12 protein-coding genes are annotated in these 15033 nt (G+C 73.7%); 5 read left to right on the forward strand and 7 right to left on the reverse strand.

Annotated elements, in window-relative coordinates:
* Window positions 1–32 precede the first annotated feature (32 nt).
* The 3 genes from ACH4MY_RS12650 to ACH4MY_RS12660 form a co-directional block, all read right to left on the reverse strand.
* The gene (locus ACH4MY_RS12650; RefSeq protein WP_398001460.1) at window positions 33–3542 is read right to left on the reverse strand and encodes a hypothetical protein; all 3510 of its coding nucleotides are present in this window, start codon (window positions 3540–3542) and stop codon (window positions 33–35) included.
* A gap of 96 nt (window positions 3543–3638) precedes the next feature.
* Window positions 3639–4694, reverse strand: coding sequence for a magnesium and cobalt transport protein CorA (locus ACH4MY_RS12655; RefSeq protein ID WP_398001463.1), 1056 nt, complete (start codon window positions 4692–4694; stop codon window positions 3639–3641).
* Window positions 4695–4915: 221 nt separating this feature from the next.
* Entirely contained in the window at window positions 4916–5881 is a 966-nt protein-coding gene (locus ACH4MY_RS12660) for a pirin family protein (RefSeq protein WP_398001465.1), read from the reverse strand.
* Window positions 5882–6000: 119 nt separating this feature from the next.
* Here ACH4MY_RS12660 and ACH4MY_RS12665 point away from each other — a divergent pair, with 119 nt between their 5' ends.
* The 3 genes from ACH4MY_RS12665 to ACH4MY_RS12675 all read left to right on the forward strand — a co-directional run bounded on the left by ACH4MY_RS12665 (window position 6001) and on the right by ACH4MY_RS12675 (window position 7606).
* On the forward strand, window positions 6001–6348 hold the full coding sequence (locus ACH4MY_RS12665; RefSeq protein WP_398001468.1) for a tetratricopeptide repeat protein: 348 nt from the start codon (window positions 6001–6003) through the stop codon (window positions 6346–6348).
* Between the two features lie 77 nt (window positions 6349–6425).
* Window positions 6426–6845 (forward strand): DUF6153 family protein, encoded by a 420-nt coding sequence (locus ACH4MY_RS12670; RefSeq protein ID WP_398001470.1) that lies wholly within the window; start codon window positions 6426–6428, stop codon window positions 6843–6845.
* Between the two features lie 98 nt (window positions 6846–6943).
* Window positions 6944–7606, forward strand: a complete 663-nt coding sequence (locus tag ACH4MY_RS12675) for a DUF305 domain-containing protein (protein WP_398001473.1) — start codon at window positions 6944–6946, stop codon at window positions 7604–7606.
* 148 nt (window positions 7607–7754) lie between these two features.
* Here ACH4MY_RS12675 and ACH4MY_RS12680 read toward each other — a convergent pair whose 3' ends face one another.
* Window positions 7755–9425 carry an amidohydrolase gene (locus ACH4MY_RS12680; RefSeq protein ID WP_398001475.1) on the reverse strand — a complete coding sequence of 557 codons (1671 nt, stop codon included), beginning with the start codon at window positions 9423–9425 and terminating at the stop codon, window positions 7755–7757.
* Window positions 9426–9541: 116 nt separating this feature from the next.
* The gene (locus tag ACH4MY_RS12685; protein ID WP_398001477.1) at window positions 9542–10963 is read right to left on the reverse strand and encodes a purine-cytosine permease family protein; all 1422 of its coding nucleotides are present in this window, start codon (window positions 10961–10963) and stop codon (window positions 9542–9544) included.
* Between the two features lie 153 nt (window positions 10964–11116).
* Between ACH4MY_RS12685 and ACH4MY_RS12690 the strand changes: the two genes are divergently transcribed.
* On the forward strand, window positions 11117–11761 hold the full coding sequence (locus ACH4MY_RS12690; RefSeq protein ID WP_398001480.1) for a TetR/AcrR family transcriptional regulator: 645 nt from the start codon (window positions 11117–11119) through the stop codon (window positions 11759–11761).
* 7 nt (window positions 11762–11768) lie between these two features.
* Here the strand turns inward: ACH4MY_RS12690 and ACH4MY_RS12695 are convergent, their stop codons facing one another.
* On the reverse strand, window positions 11769–13217 hold the full coding sequence (locus tag ACH4MY_RS12695) for a dihydrolipoyl dehydrogenase family protein (RefSeq protein WP_398001482.1): 1449 nt from the start codon (window positions 13215–13217) through the stop codon (window positions 11769–11771).
* A gap of 113 nt (window positions 13218–13330) precedes the next feature.
* On the opposite strand from ACH4MY_RS12695, the gene trxA reads away from it, so the two are divergent.
* Window positions 13331–13696: a thioredoxin gene (gene trxA / locus ACH4MY_RS12700; protein WP_327165592.1), complete on the forward strand. Its 366-nt coding sequence runs from the start codon at window positions 13331–13333 to the stop codon at window positions 13694–13696.
* Window positions 13697–13844: 148 nt separating this feature from the next.
* Here trxA and ACH4MY_RS12705 read toward each other — a convergent pair whose 3' ends face one another.
* On the reverse strand, window positions 13845–15032 hold the full coding sequence (locus ACH4MY_RS12705) for a thiolase family protein (protein ID WP_398001485.1): 1188 nt from the start codon (window positions 15030–15032) through the stop codon (window positions 13845–13847).
* Between the last annotated feature and the right edge of the window lies 1 nt (window position 15033).

The following is a 15033-nucleotide window of genomic DNA, read 5'->3' on the forward strand; positions in this document are numbered from 1 at the left end:
GAGCGATTTTCGCACCGCCGCCCTCGGCGGGTTCAGCCGCCGCCCACGACCGTGGCGTACGCGGCCTCCCGGACCTCCAACTCCGGGTGGCGGCGCAGTTCCACGACGGCCTTTCGGCAACGCTCCGGCCAGTCAAGGCGGCTGCCGAGGGCCGTGGCGAGACCGACGGCGAGAAGGCCTTCGACGAGGCCGCCGTCGCCGCTCAGGACGCGCACCGCGGTCAGGACGGCGCCGGGGCCGGCGAGCGGCCTGCCGTATCGGTGTACCTCCTCCATGTCCTCAGCCACTCGCGCCGCGAGGACGGGTCGACCCGCGATCGCGGCGGTCAACTCACACAGTGAGAGGAGTAGTTCGGGCTCCGTCGCCGCCAGGTCGACCGCCCGGACGAGGAGCGCGGTGCGGGTGGCGGTGACCGCCGGTTCGGCGGCCAGCCGCCGGGCGAGGACGGCGCACATCCGAGGGTCCCGGATCGCCGAGCCGAGGAGGGAGTCGAGGCGACGCCGCGCCGGGAGGTCACCGCCACGCCCGCCGTCCTCCGGTTCGCCGGCCGCGACGAGCAGCAGCAGGCGGTCCACGACATCGTGCAGAAGGGTGCCGCGCGCCGCGCCGCCGATCGGGTGGGGCAGTCCGGACTGGGCGAGCTCCGTCAGTGCGTACCCCGCCCGGTGGACGCTCAGGGGCGAGGCGAGGTCCGTGTAGATGTCCGCCAGGGCGTTTCCGGCCGCGGGCGTGTACGGCGCCCAGTCGCGGAGGCCGAACAGGGCTTGGTCCGCCGTCTGTTCCCCGGGGGCGAGGGCCAGCCGGGCGACGAACTCCCCGTACCGCGACCGGTGGGCGGGGGCCAGGTCCGCCGGGCTCAGGTCCAGGACCGCGTCGCGAGCGGTCTCGGGGCCGTCGGCCACCGCCGACTCCAGCAGGGCCCACATCCGCTCGTCCGGCAGCAGCGTCGCGGCCAGGCCGACGACGGTGGCGTGCACGTCCCGGTGGATGTCCGGGGTACGGCCCACGGTGGAGAGGAGCGCGGTGGCGGCGCCCGGGGGCAGGTGGCGGGCGGCGAGCCGGGCGGCTGCCTTCCTGACGGTGACCTTCACTCCGGTCTCACGGGTCAGGACGTCATGGAGCAGGGCGGCCACCCGGCTGGGCCGGGCGTGGGCCGCGGCACGGGCGGCCGCGGACCAGGCGGCCGCCGCCCGGTCGTCGCCCGCGTGGTCGAGAAGGGCGCCCAGGGCCGAGGCCGGGTCGTCGGTGTGGGCGGCCGCGTCCAGAGCCGCCGCCGTCAGGGGGGACCCGGCCTCGTCGGCCGAGGGATCCTCCGTCCCCTCCGGCCCGGGCAGGCTCCGCGCCGGGGCCGTGTACCGCTGGAGGAGAGCCCTGCCGTGCTCCGGCACCGGGGCCACCGCGCGGAGCAGCGCGGCGCGTTCGTCGAGACCACGGCCGGGATCGGCGATGACGGTCGCGGCCAGCCGGACCGCGGCCTCCTGCTGCCGGGGCAGCCACCGGTCGGCGTACCGGAACGGGGGCAACGGCCGGGGAGCCCCGGCCGCGGGGAACCGGCCGCCCGGGGGAGGTGTCCCGAGCAGGGCGCGGTCCAGCAGGTCGGTGCGTTCCGCGGCGAGGACGGCCAGCACCTCGGGTACGAAGGCCGCGGACGGCTCCCGCGCCAGCAGCTCGGCCACGCGGTCGCCCCGCGACGCCGGGTCGGCCAGCCAGGCCGCGGCGACCTCCCCGTAGACCCCGTCGGGGCAGGCGCCCAGGGCCTGTCCGAGACGCTTCTGGAGGTCCGGGATCCGGTACGCGTGGCGTCCGGCGGACCTGACCAGCGCGAGCAGCGGCGCGACGTCTCCGGAGGCGGCGGCCCGGTCCAGCCACGGTCCGATCGCGCCGAGCACGGCGCCCGCACCACCGCCGCCCACCAGGGCGCCCAGGGCTTCGAGCCGTATCGCTCCGGTGTGCGCGGTCAGGGCCTCGACGAGGCGGACGGCGGTCCGCAGGGCGGTGGCACCGACGGCCTCGGCAGGCGCGTCGGCGGGGGCCGCGCCGTCGGCGACGTTCCTTTCCGTGGCACTGGACAGGAGTGTGACGGCCAGCGTCCGGATCGTGTCCCGGGTCGTGTGCGAGCAGTCCCGGGCCCTCAGGCCGTCGAGGCAGAGCCGTTCCACGGACGCGGCCCCGGTGCGCCCCCCGGCGGAGGCGCGGATCGTGAGGGCTGCGACGAGTGCGGGCGCCGGCAGGTCGGCGACGGCGGACAGGGCTTCCTCGCGTACGGGGTCGCGCTCGTTCGTGAGCCGGCCGGAGGCCAGCGCGAGGACCTCCGCGATCTGTCCGGGTTCCCGGCTGTGGCCGGCGTTCGCGATGAGCTGGTACCAGATCGTCCCGCGCTCGTCGGCGTCCTCGGTACCGAGGCCGGCCAGCAGCTCGGGGCGGACCTCGGCAGGCGGCAGCAGGGCGAGGAGGCCCCAGAGGTCCCAGCCCCCACGGGGTTCGGCGCGGACCGCCTCGATCGCGGTACGGGCACGGGCGTGCCGCTCCGAAGGGGGCAGCGGGGCGATCACCCCCGCGTGCGCGCGGACGTTCCCGCGCGGATCGCCCGCGGTGACGACCGCGTCCACGAAGCGGGCCCGGCGCCCCGGTGGCATCGACCGCAGCAGCACACCGAACGCCTCCCGGTGGAACCACCGCGCCCCGAGCAGGGGCAGCGACGGCGGGTCCGCTGCCACCAGCTGCCGCATGACGGCTCGGCCTGGGGTCCGTTCCCACCGTGCGGCCGTCCGGTCGGGGGCGGCGAACCAGCGCACGACACGCTCGGCGTCGACCGCGACGAGGTCGCCCAGCCGGTCGTGCAGCGGACCGGGCAGATTGTCGGGGCCGTACCGCTCCAGCAGGTCCAGGACGCGCCCCGGCGCTGCGGGCAGCGCCGCGGCGACTCCGGCGGCGTGCCGCCTCCACCAGTGTTCGCGCAACCGCTGGGGTATGCCCCCGAGTTCCCGCTCCGCGTGGTCGAGGACGGCGGCGTGATGGCGTACGGCCAGCGCGCTCCAGCCCTCGGACGCGAGCGCCCCCGCGAGTTCGGGCAGCAGTCGTGCGGTGAACTCCGTCGAGCAACCCGGCAGCAGGCGGGCCGCGTCCCGGTCGCCGTACTCGCCGCGCACCCGGAGCACGAGCCGCTCGGCGAGTCCGGGCCTTCGACCGTCGCGCAGCAGCCGCGCGAGGTCGGCGCGGACCACGGCGGGCGCGTCGTCGTAGGCGGCCTCGACAGCGGCGTCCGGGACGGGCAGTCGGCGTGCGCCGCGCAGTGCGTACCGGCGGACCACGGGGTCCGGGTCAGCGAGCCGGGTCACCAGGTGGTCCGGCTCTCCGGCCGCGAGCGCCGCCAGCGCGGCGAGGCGGCGTTCGTACGGGCCGCCCGCGGCCAGGGCGAGGAGCAGGGGCCGCAGTCCGTCCCCGGCGGCGAGCCGGTGAGCGGTGACTGCGGTGAACCGGAGCCGGGCGGCGTGCGGCAGGGGTTCGAGGGCGGCGAGCAGCTGGTCGGCAGTGGAGATCATCGCGGGCATTGTGCCCGACGAGGGCTCCGTGGCCCCACTGAATATCCCGATATCCCGCGGGCGGTGGGGCGGCCACCGGGTGCGCCGGTGCCGTCCTCACTCGGTGGAGGCGGGCGGATCCCGGGGGACCGGGTTGGTCACCTCCGGCGTCGGCTGTGGCAGGTGACCGCGGCGGCGGCGCAGCCAGGCGTAGAGCATCAGGCAGGGCAGCAGCAGTCCGCAGAGGGTGAGGACGAGGAAGGCCGGGAAGCCGCTGATGTGGCGTACCAGCCACTCGAAGTTCTGCCCGAAGAAGCCGACCACGAAGGACAGCGGGAGGAACACACTGGCGAGGATGGTGAGCCGCTCCATGGTGGCGCTCTGCCGGAGGTTGATCTTGTTCTGCTCGACGGAGATCACCGCGATGTTCGCCTCCAGGACGGTGGTCAGGAGGTCGCGCTGGGCCGCGACCTCCTCGTTGACCAGCAGCAGGTGGTCGTGCACGTCGCGGATGTACGGGAGGAGCGCGCGGGGCGACTTGCCGGACTGCAGACGCCGCCCCAGTACCGAGAGCAGTGGGTGCACGGCGCGGTAGAAGTCGGTCGCCTCACGGCGCAGGAAGTAGATCCGCTGGGTCGGTGCGACCGATCCGGAGAACACGGTGGCCTCGATCTGCTCGATGTCGCGTTCGAGCTCTTCGACGACCGGTGCGTAGCCGTCGACCACCTGGTCGAAGATGGCCCACAGCGTGGAGGCACTGCCGGTCTTCAGCAGCTCGGGGCGGCTCTCGAGCCGGCTCCGGGCTTCGTGCAGCTCGCTCGCGATGCCCTGGCGAACCGTGATCACGAAGTGTTCGGCGAGGAAGATGCTGATCTCGCCGGTGTCGATCTCCTCCCGCTCGTCGTCGTAGCGTGCGGTGCGCAGGATGATCAGTTCGGTGCCGTCCTCGTACTGCTCCGCCTTCGGCCGCAGGTGGAACGTCCGGGCGTCCTCGACGGCCAGCTCGTGCAGTCCGAAGACCTCACGGACCCGGCTCAGCTCCTCGGGGCTCGGTTCGAACATGCCCAGCCAGACGAATCCGCCCAGTCTGCAGTGCGCGGCCGCCTGCTCCAGCGGCATCGCGCCCTCGTGCTGCCGACGCCCGTCCCGGTAATGAGCGCAGTCGACGATCATGGCCGCCTCCTCGCGGCCGGCCGACGTGCGCCGCCTCCTTCCCCTCGGCGGCGCGGCGTGCCGTGCCGGCCTCACATCCATAGATGCTCCTCCGACTCACCGGGAATGTCCCGCCCGGCCGCCGCAGACGCGGCCGACCGCGCCGGGCGTCGACCTCGTCGACGGTGCGACAGGTGGGCGCCGGGTCGTACGAGCACGCCGGACAGAGAGGAAGGCGCAGGTCAGCGCACCCTCCCCCGGGCCTTCAGCGGGGTCGCCGGGACCTCGGGGGCGTCCAGGCGGTCGCCGTCGTAGCCCTTGACCTCGCCGAAGCGGTCGCTCGCCGTCCAGGCCTCTCTCGCCTCGCGGATCTCCTCGTCCGTGCGGCCCACGAAGTTCCACCACATGACGATCTCCTCCTCGAAGGGTTCGCCGCCGAGGAGCATGAGGCCGGCGTCGGAGGCCGCGCGGAGGGGGAGTGCGGTGCGGCCGCAGCCGAGGTAGAGCATGGAGCCGGGGAGGACGGGGACGCCGTCGACGTGGGCCTCGCCGGACATGGCCAGGACCGCGTACTCGAAGTCGGGGTCCAGGGGGAGGTTCGTCTCGGTGCCGGCCGTGAGCGCGAGGTCGGCGCCGACGATCGGGGTGTATGTCGTGCCGGGCGAGGTGGCGCCGTCGAGGTCGCCGAGGATGACCGTGGCCGTCATTCCCGGGGCCGTGACCCGGGGCAGGTCGGCGTGGTGCCGGAAGTGCGGCTCCACGTGGCGGTGGGCGTCGGGGAGGGCCACCCAGAGCTGGGCGCCGTGAAGGAGGCGGGCGTGCGGCTTCGGGCTCTCCTCCGAGTGGGAGATGGCCCGGCCCGAGGTCATCAGGCCCAGTTCGCGCGGGCGGATCGTCTGCAGACTGCCCGTGGAGTCCCTGTGCAGGACTTCTCCGTCGTGGAGCCAGCTGACGGTCTGGAGCCCCATGTGCGGGTGGGGCGGGACCTGCATGCCCGCTTCGTCGGCGATGTCGTCCGGCCCGTAGTGGTCGACGAAGGCCCAGGCCCCGACCATCCGACGGCCCAGGTTCGGGAGCAGTCGGCGGACCTCGGTCGACTCGCCGAGCCGGACGTGGCGGGGACTGAGGAGTTCCCGTACCGGCTCGGCGACGACGAAGCCGCGGCCGCCGCACACGGTCAGCGGGGCCTGGCGATCAAGATTGCTCATGCTCAACCTGTTCCTGTCCGGGGAGGTGACAGTAGTGGAATGTTCAACGATCTCGATGTGTTGACCTGGTCGACCACCCCACAGGGTGGCAGATCCGGGCCTCTGGAAAGGGCGGGCAAGTGAGCGACACGTACTACGAGTTCGGAACGGCCGGAGAACGCTGGGACCGCGCCCGGTTCTTCTTCGACGCGAAGGAGTACGGAACCGCCGTCCGTATCCTGCGCGGCCTGGTCGCCGAGCACCCGGAGCAGACGGCCCAGCGGCTCCTCCTCGCGCGGGCCTACTACCACTCCGCCCAGCTCTCCCGGGCCGAGACCGAGCTGCGGGCGATCCTGGAGCTCGACCCGGTCGAGCACTACGCCCGGCTGATGCTCGGCCGGACCCTGGAGCGCCTGGGGCGCCCGGACGAGGCCGCGCCGCACCTGCGGATGGCCGCCGCCATGGCGGGCGAGACCCCACCCTCCTGAGGCCTGACACACCCCAGGTCCCTGACGCGTTCCTGATACCCCCGTCCGGTATATTCGGCGGCCAGGAGGTCCTGGCTGTGCACACCCACCGAGCGGAACGAACGAGACGAGCGGAAGGCGCCCTCGCGCACCTTCTGCTCGTCGTCGTGCTCGCGCTCGGGGTGTTCCTGATGCATGCCGTCGGCCACCCCGAGGGGTCCGGCGACGGCATGGACACCACCTCCGCCACCGCCACCACCGCCGTCCACGACACAGGCGCCCATGACGGCGACGGCTCCGGCACCCGGCACGAGCCCGCCGGTACGGGGATGGACATGACCACCTTGTGTGTGGCCGTCCTCGCCGGCTGGCTGCTCACCGGCCTCGTCCGGGCCGCGCTCGGCCGCCGCCCCGACCGGCTCACCCTCCTTCTCACGGGGCTCGCCCCCGCGACGGGCCCGCCCGCACCCCCGCCCAGAGCTCCCGACCTCGCACGACTGTCCGTACTGCGGATCTAGGCCGTACGCCACCGCGGGCGCCTCGCGCTGCCCGTGAACGCCTTCGGCCACCCCTTTCCGTCCGTACGAATGTACGCACAGCACTCGAGGTCTCACCCATGCGTTCCTTCACCCGCCGCACCACCCGGAAGATCGCCCTCGTCGGCGCCGCCACCGCGACCGGGCTCCTGCTCAGCGCCTGCGGCACGGACGACGGCAAGAGCGGCATGGACCACGGCGATCCGTCCGTGTCCGGCGCCCCTGCCGTCACCGCCACCGCGGCCCCCTCCGCCACCGGGGCCGCCGCCACCGGCGCGTTCAACGACGCGGACGTCATGTTCGCGCAGATGATGATCCCCCACCACGAGCAGGCCCTGGAGATGGCGAAGCTCGCCGGGGGACGCGCCGAGGACGCCGAGGTCAAGAAGCTGGTCACCGCGATCGAGCAGGCCCAGGATCCGGAGATCCAGAAGATGAAGGCCTGGCTCAAGGGCTGGGGCCGGCCCGATTCCGCCGGTCACGGCTCCGGCGGCGGGAGCGGTCACGGCATGGCCGGAATGATGTCGGACCAGGACATGAAGGACCTGGCCGCCGTCAAGGGCAAGGCCTTCGACCGGAAGTTCGCCGAGCTGATGATCGCCCACCACGACGGCGCCGTCGACATGGCGAGGGACGAGCAGAGGAACGGCCGCAACGCCACGGCCAAGGCGCTCGCCGACGACGTCGTGCGGACCCAGTCCGCCGAGGTCACCGCCCTGCGGAAGATCCTCGACCGGATCTGACCGGGCACTCCCCCGTGCCCACGACGGCCCGCCCCTCCCGGGGCGGGCCGTCCCCGCACTCCGCGAGGGCGCTCACCGCTTCACATGGGCGCTCGCCGCTCCACGACCGCCTCCGCGCTCCACGGCACCTCACCCCTCCACGCCCACCTCACCTCTCCACGACGACCTCCCCGGCCACCACGACCGTCTCCGCCACCGTGCCCGGGATCTCCTCCGGGGCGATGCGCAGGATGTCGCGGGAGAGGACGACGAAGTCGGCCAGCTTGCCGACCGTCAGCGACCCCCGCTCGTGCTCCAGGAAGTTCGCGTACGCCGAACCCCTCGTGTAGCCCTCGACCGCGGTTTCGACGTCGATCGTCTCGCCCGCCGTCCATGCCTCCCCGCCGCCGGGCGGGCGGCGGGTGACGGCGGCGTGGATGCCGACCATCGGGTCCATCTCGGCGACGTTCCAGTCGCTGGAGAGGGCGAGGACGGCGCCCGCCTCGCTCAGGCTGCGCAGCGGCCAGGCCTTGTGCCAGCGCTCGGGGCCGACGTTCTCGGCCCAGTCCTGGCCCGGACCCGCGATGTCCGGGGCTGCGTGCCGGGGCTGCATGCAGGCGACGACGCCGAGCTCGGCGAAGCGCGGGGTGTCGGCCGGGTCGAGGCACTCGACGTGGACGATCTGGTGGCGCGCGTCGCGCGGCCCGTTGGCGGCGCGGGCCCGCTCGACGGAGTCGAGGACGGTGCGGATGCCCCGGTCGCCGGTGGCGTGGACGAAGCACTGGAAGCCGCGCGCGTCGAGGCGGGTGAGCAGTCCGGCGAACTCCTCGGGCGGGTAGAAGGTGTCCCCGCGGTGGTGGGAGCAGCCCGCGTAGGGCTCCAGGAGAGCCGCCGTACGGGGCTCCACGACGTCGTCGATGTAGAGCTTGAGCGGGCCGACGCGCAGCCGGTCGTCCGCGAACTCCTCGGCGGCGGCCTCGAACTCGTCCAGGTCGGCCTCGGTCGTGCCGCGCGGGTGGAAGAGCGCGGCGACGATCCGGGAGCGCAGGCGGCCCTCGGCGCGGGCGCGCGCGAAGAGGGCGAGGTCGTCGAGGGAGTTCTGCGGTTCGACGACCGTGGTGATGCCGAAGCCTATGGCGTCGTCGAGGCTCTTCGCGAGCCGGCCGTACTGCCGGTCCGGCGAGGCCCACGGCACGCCGAGCTCGCGCAGGGCCCGGTGGCCTTCGCGGGAGAGGCCCTTGACCGCGAAGTCCTTGACGAATCCGGTGGGCTCGCCGGTCGTCGGGTCGGTGACGGCCCGCCCGAAGGGGAGGTCGGTGTGGTCGCGGTCGACACCGAGGCGGCGGAGCGCGGCGGTGTTGAGCCAGGCGGTGTGGACGTCGTAGCTGAGGACGAAGGCGGGGGTGTCGCCGGTGGCCTGGTCGAGGTCGGCGGCGGTGGGCATGCGTCCGCCGGGGACGGCGGAGTAGTCGAAGGCCTCGGCCTCGATCCACTCGGCGTCCGGGTGCGCGGTGTGCCAGGCGCGGACGCGGTCGTGGATCGCTTCGAGGGTGCGGGCTCCGGCGAGCTGGACGCAGGCGTCGTCGGAGCCGAGGCGGACGTGGTTGTGGGCGTCGACGAAGCCGGGGAGGACGAGCCGTCCGCCGGCGTCCAGAACGCGGGTGCCGGGCCCGGTCCAGGCTCCGGCCTCGGCGTCGGAGCCGATCCAGACGATGCGGCGGTCCCGGACCGCGAGGGCCTGGGCCTCGGGGAGCGCGGGGTCGACGGTGTGGATCCGGGCCCCGACGAGGAGGAGGTCGGCGGGGGCGGAGGGAGCGGTGGCGGGGCTGGTGGCGTTCATACGGGGTGACTCCGTGACGTACGTACGAGGGTGTGCGGGGGTGCGCGAGGGCGTGTGGAGGGTGCGGGTGGGGTGCCGGCGGTGGCGGGTGGCGTGCGGGCGGTGGCGGGCCGGCCTCAGGGGCGTACCGGCGCCACGCTCCGTCGGGCGAGGAGCACGTACACCAGGGCCGAGACTCCCGCGCCGAGCAGTGTGAGGTCCGCGCCGCCGAGCGGGGCGACGAGCGGGCCGGTCCACAGCTCGGAGTCGCAGGTGAGCGCCGAGAAGAGCAGGCCGGCGACGAGCGCCGTGAGGCCGGCCGGATGCCAGCCGCCGCGGTACCAGTACGCGCCGCCGGTGGTCGCGTGCAGTCCGGCGGAGTCGTAGGTGCAGCGGCGGAGCACCATGTCGGCGAGGAAGACGCCGCCCCACGGGGCGAAGACGATGATCAGGAGGGAGAGGAAGGAGAGGAGCGAGGTGGTGAAGTCGGTGAGGAAGAGGGCTCCGAGGGAGCCGACTGCGGTCACTGCGGCGCTGATGACGATGGCGCGGGCCCTGCTCCAGGGGATGCCGAGGACCTGGAGGTTCAGGCTCGACGAGTAGAGCGTGATGATCGAGTTGGTGACCGATCCGCCGAGGACCAGGGCGAGGAAGAGCGGCTGGAACCAGCCGGGGAGCAGGCTCTCGGTGCCCGCGACGGCGTCGGTCATGTCGACCTGGGTCGCGGCGGCCACTCCCGCGACCCCGAGGGCCACGGAGGAGACGAAGCCGCCGAGCGCTCCGCTCCAGGTCACGGCCTTGAGGGAGGTCGTGCGGGGCAGATAGCGGGTGTAGTCGGCGGGCATGGGGAGGTACGAGAAGGGGCCCGCGAGCATCACGACGAAGGCGAGGCTCCAGCCGGCGGCGCCGGGCGCGGCGGACGGGGCGGAGGTGTCGGCGCCGGGCAGGACGAGGACGAGCAGGGCGGCGAAGCCGACGGCGAGGACGTAGGCCATCCAGCGTTCGGCGAACTGGACGGTGGCGTGGCCCCAGAGGGCGACGGCGAAGGTCAACGCGAGGGTGACGGCGAGGGCGAGGGCACGGGCGGCACCCCCGCCGCTCCAGCCGAGGTCGGCGAAGAAGGCCTCCAGGGCGAGGGTGCCCACCACGGTGTTCACGATGGTGTAGCCGATGCTGACGATCCAGTTGAGCAGGCCGGCGGGCCAGTTGCCGCGCGGACCGAAGGCCGCGCGGGAGATGACGAGGGTGGCGGTGCCGGTCCGTACACCACTGAGTCCGGCCGCGCCGATGGCGAGGAAGGAGAGGCCGCCGATCACGACGACGGCGGTGGCCTGCCAGAAGGAGAGGCCGAAGGCGACGGCGAGGGCGCCGTTGATCACATAGGTGAAGGTGAGGTTCGAGCCGAACCAGAGCCAGAAGACGTCCTTGGCGCCGCCGTGCCGTTCGGCGTCGGGGATGGGGTCGATCCCGTGCTCCTCGACCTGGAACACCTCGTCCCGGGCCTTGGTCGCCGTGGTCCCGGCCGCCGTGGTCCCGGGCGCCGTCTCGTGTCCGAGCACACCGCACCTCCTGATCTTGAATACCGTTCTAAGTTCTTGAATGGCATTCAAGATGTGCGATGGGTTCCGGCCACGTCAAGACCTCCGGGGGTTGCGATTAAGGTCGACCCCGAGCAGGAACACCGACGGAACGACGGAACGGGGACAGTGGCGGTGGCAGGGGCGGCACGACGGCGGGACGGGCACGTCACCCAGGAGCGGATGCTGGAGGAGGCCATGACGGCGATCGCCGAGGACGGCCTCTCCTCGCTGACGATGTCGGCGCTCGCGGAGCGGCTCGGCACGAGCGGCGGCCACATCCTGTACTACTTCGGCAGCAAGGACCTCCTGCTGCTCGCCGCGCTCCGGTGGAGCGAGGCGGCGCTGGCCGAGGAGCGCCGGGCACTGCTGTCCCGGCGGGTCCCCGCCGAGCGCAAGCTCGACGGGTTCCTCCGGCTCTATCTGCCGCGCGGGCCGCGCGACCCGCGCTGGACCCTGTGGATCGAGCTCTGGGCCCGAACCCCCGGAAACACGGCGCTCGGCGAGGCCCAGGAGGAGCTGGACCGGGGCTGGCAGGAGGACCTGGAGTCGCTCCTCGCCGCCGGGGTCGCGCGGCGGCGCTTCGCCCCGCTCGACGCCGGCGCCCGCGCCTCCGAACTCCTGGCCCTCCTCGACGGGTTGAGCACCCGGGTCGTCCTCGGCCAGGAGTCCGGCCGCGATCCGCGGCCGGCCCTGGAGGCGGCCCGCTCGGCGGCCCGGGCGCTGATCGCCCCCTACAGCCCCGAAGCCGCCGACACCCCTTACGACGCAGCGAAGTGACGGATCATCAGCCCCGGTAGGCCTCCAGCAGACGCAGCCACGACTCGCTCAGCGTCGGGTACGACGGTACGGCGTGCCACAGACGGGCGATCGGGACCTCGCCGACGACCGCGACCGTCGCCGAGTGGACGAGCTCGCCGATCCCCGGGCCGACGAAGGACGCGCCGAGGATCACCTCTCGGTCGAGATCGACGACCATCCGGGCGTGCCCGCGGTAGCCCTGGGCGTAGAGACCCGCACCGGCGACCCCGCTCATGTCGATGTCCACGGCCCGGACCCGGTGTCCGGCCCGCTCGGCCTCGGCGAGCGAGAGCCCGACGGCGGCCGCCTCGGGGTCGCTGAACACCACCTGCGGTACGGCGGCGTGGTCGGCGGTGGCCGCGTGCGCGCCCCAGCTCGACTCGTCCAGGGCCCCGTCGCCCTGCGCACGCGCCGCGATGGCGGCGCCGGCGATCCGGGCCTGGTACTTGCCCTGGTGGGTCAGGAGCGCGCGGTGGTTGACGTCCCCGACGGCGTACAGCCAGTCGGTGCCGACGACCTTGAGGCTGTCGTCCACGTCCAGCCAGGAGCCCGGCTCCAGGCCGACCTCCTCCAGGCCGATGTCCTCGGTGCGCGGGGCCCGGCCGGTCGCGAAGAGCACCTGGTCGCCCTCCACGTGGTCGCCGCCCTCCAGGACCACGGTCACCGGTCCCGTACCTCCGTCGCGCACCACCGCGCTGACCGAGACGCCGGTGCGGATGTCCGCGCCGCGCGCGGTGAGGGCCTCGGCCACGTGCTCGCCGACGAAGGGTTCCATCCGGGGCAGCAGCCCCCCGCCCCGTACGAGCATCGTCACCTTCGCGCCGAAGGCGTGCCAGGCCGTCGCCATCTCGACGCCCACGACTCCCCCGCCGACCACGATCAGCCGCCCGGGCACCCGGTCGGAGCTGGTCGCCTCGCGGCTGGTCCAGGGGCGCGCCCCTGGCAGGCCGGGCAGATCGGGGAGGACGGCGCGGCTGCCGGTGCAGACGGCGACGGCGTGGCGGGCGGTGAGGACATGACGCTCGCCCTCGGGGCCCGCGACCTCGACCCGGCGGGGGCCGAGGAGGCGGCCGTGGCCCCGGAAGATCCGTACGTCGATCGAGTCCAGCCAGTCCAGCTGGCCGTCGTCCTTCCAGTCGCCGACGACCGCGTCCCGATGGGCGAAGACCTCCAGGGCGTCCAGCGGGCCGTAGACGGACTCGCGCAGGCCCGCCACCTTCCGGGCGTCGGAGCGGGCGATCACGGGGCGAAGGAGGGCCTTGCTGGGCATGCAGGCCCAGTACGAGCACTCGCCGCCGATCAGCTCGCTCTCGACGATCGCGGCGCTGAGGCCCGCGGCCCGCACCCGGTCGACGACGTTCTCCCCCACCGGGCCGGCGCCCAGGACGACCACGTCGTACGCGTACTCGTGCTCGCTTTCCACCGTTCGTGTCATGAGTGACAGTCTGGCTCAGCGGTACGGAATAGCGCGGCTCGATACGCGGTTGTGCGGGGCGAGTCCCCAGGGGACCGTGAGGACACCGCCAGGAGACCTGAAAGGTAGGAAGCATGAGCACCGTAGAGCTCACCAAGGACAATTTCGACGAGGTCGTGAGCGGAAACGAGTTCGTCCTGATCGACTTCTGGGCTTCCTGGTGCGGTCCCTGCCGTCAGTTCGCCCCGGTCTACGAGGCCGCGTCGGAGCGTCACCAGGACCTGGTCTTCGCCAAGGTGGACACCGAGGCGCAGCAGGAGCTGGCGGCCGCGTTCGAGATCCGCTCGATCCCGACGCTGATGATCGTGCGGGACAACGTGGCGATCTTCGCGCAGCCCGGCGCGCTGCCGGAGGCCGCGCTCGAGGACGTCATCGGCCAGGCGCGCAAGCTGGACATGGACGAGGTCCGCAAGTCCGTCGAGGACGCCAAGCAGGCGTGACCCACCGCGAGGGGGGTACGGGATGCTCTCCCGTACCCCCCTCGCGTGCGTTCCGGTGCGGTGTCGCCCGGGCCGTGCTGTCCGGTCCCGTGCCGTCCGGTCCCCTGCTCTCCGGTCCGGCGCCGCCCGGCCCGTGCCGTCCTGCGGCTCAGCGCTCCAGGACCAGGGCGAGCCCCTGGCCGACGCCGATGCAGAGCGCCGCGAGGCCGGTGCCCGAGCCGGCCGCGGCCAGCTGGTGGGCGACCGATCCGGCGAGGCGCGCACCGGACGCGCCCAGGGGGTGGCCGATGGCCACGGCGCCGCCGCGCGGGTTGACGATCTCGGGGTCGAGTTCCGGCCATTCGGCGAGGCAGCCGAGCGACTGGGCCGCGAAGGCCTCGTTCAGCTCGAAGGTCCGCAGGTCGGCGAAGGAGCGCCCCGCCCTGTCCAGGGCCCGCCGGGCCGCCTCGACCGGTCCGAGGCCGAAGAGCTGGGGCTCGATCCCGGTGACGGCGGACGTCCGGATCCGGGCGAGCGGCTCCCGGCCGGTCTCGCGCAGTCCGTCCTCGTCGACGAGCAGCAGGGCCGCCGCGCCGTCGTTGAGCGGCGAGGAGTTGCCCGCCGTGACGGTGCCCCCGTCGGGGCGGAAGGAGGGCTTCAGCTTGGCGAGGGCCTCCATGGACGTGGAGTCGCGGATGCACTCGTCGCGGGCGAGCTCGGCCCCCGGGTAGGGGACGACCTCGTCGTCGTAGAGTCCCTTCGCCCAGGCCTCGGCCGCCTTGCGGTGGCTGGCGAGCGCGAAGGCGTCCTGCTGCTCACGGGTGATGCCGTGCTTGTCGGCGATCAGCTCCGCGCCCTCGCCGAGCGCGACCGTCCACTCGGCGGGCATGCGGGGGTTCGTCATGCGCCAGCCGAGGGTCGTCGAGTGGAGCTGCTGGTGACCCGCGGGGAAGGCCCGCTCGGGCTTCTGCAGGACCCAGGGGGCGCGGGACATCGACTCGACGCCGCCGGCGATCGCCACGGACGCGTCACCGAGGGCGATGGCGCGGGCCGCCTGGATGACGGCCTCGAGACCGGAGCCGCAGAGGCGGTTCACGGTGACGCCCGGGACGGACACGGGCAGCCCCGCGAGCAGGACGGCCATCCGCGCCACGTCGCGGTTGTCCTCGCCCGCGCCGTTGGCGTCGCCGAAGTAGACGTCGTCGACGCGGGCCGGGTCGAGCGCCGGCGAGCGGTCGACGAGGGCCCGGACGACATGTGCCGCGAGGTCGTCGGGGCGCACGGAGGCGAGGGCGCCCCCGAACTTCCCTATCGGGGTGCGGACGGCGTCGACGATGTAGACGTCGCGGATGCTCATC

The sequence above is a fragment of the Streptomyces sp. NPDC017246 genome (assembly GCF_044331325.1).
Taxonomy (GTDB): Bacteria; Actinomycetota; Actinomycetes; order Streptomycetales; family Streptomycetaceae; genus Streptomyces.

What these genes read in the sequence shown, in the direction of transcription:
- ACH4MY_RS12680 (WP_398001475.1), bottom strand. Translation starts at nt 9,425, where the DNA reads ATGAACGCCACCAGCCCCGCCACCGCTCCCTCCGCCCCCGCCGACCTC.
- ACH4MY_RS12705 (WP_398001485.1), bottom strand. Translation starts at nt 15,032, where the DNA reads ATGAGCATCCGCGACGTCTACATCGTCGACGCCGTCCGCACCCCGATA.
- ACH4MY_RS12695 (WP_398001482.1), bottom strand. Translation starts at nt 13,217, where the DNA reads ATGACACGAACGGTGGAAAGCGAGCACGAGTACGCGTACGACGTGGTC.
- trxA (WP_327165592.1), top strand. Translation starts at nt 13,331, where the DNA reads ATGAGCACCGTAGAGCTCACCAAGGACAATTTCGACGAGGTCGTGAGC.
- ACH4MY_RS12650 (WP_398001460.1), bottom strand. Translation starts at nt 3,542, where the DNA reads ATGATCTCCACTGCCGACCAGCTGCTCGCCGCCCTCGAACCCCTGCCG.
- ACH4MY_RS12655 (WP_398001463.1), bottom strand. Translation starts at nt 4,694, where the DNA reads ATGATCGTCGACTGCGCTCATTACCGGGACGGGCGTCGGCAGCACGAG.
- ACH4MY_RS12660 (WP_398001465.1), bottom strand. Translation starts at nt 5,881, where the DNA reads ATGAGCAATCTTGATCGCCAGGCCCCGCTGACCGTGTGCGGCGGCCGC.
- ACH4MY_RS12675 (WP_398001473.1), top strand. Translation starts at nt 6,944, where the DNA reads ATGCGTTCCTTCACCCGCCGCACCACCCGGAAGATCGCCCTCGTCGGC.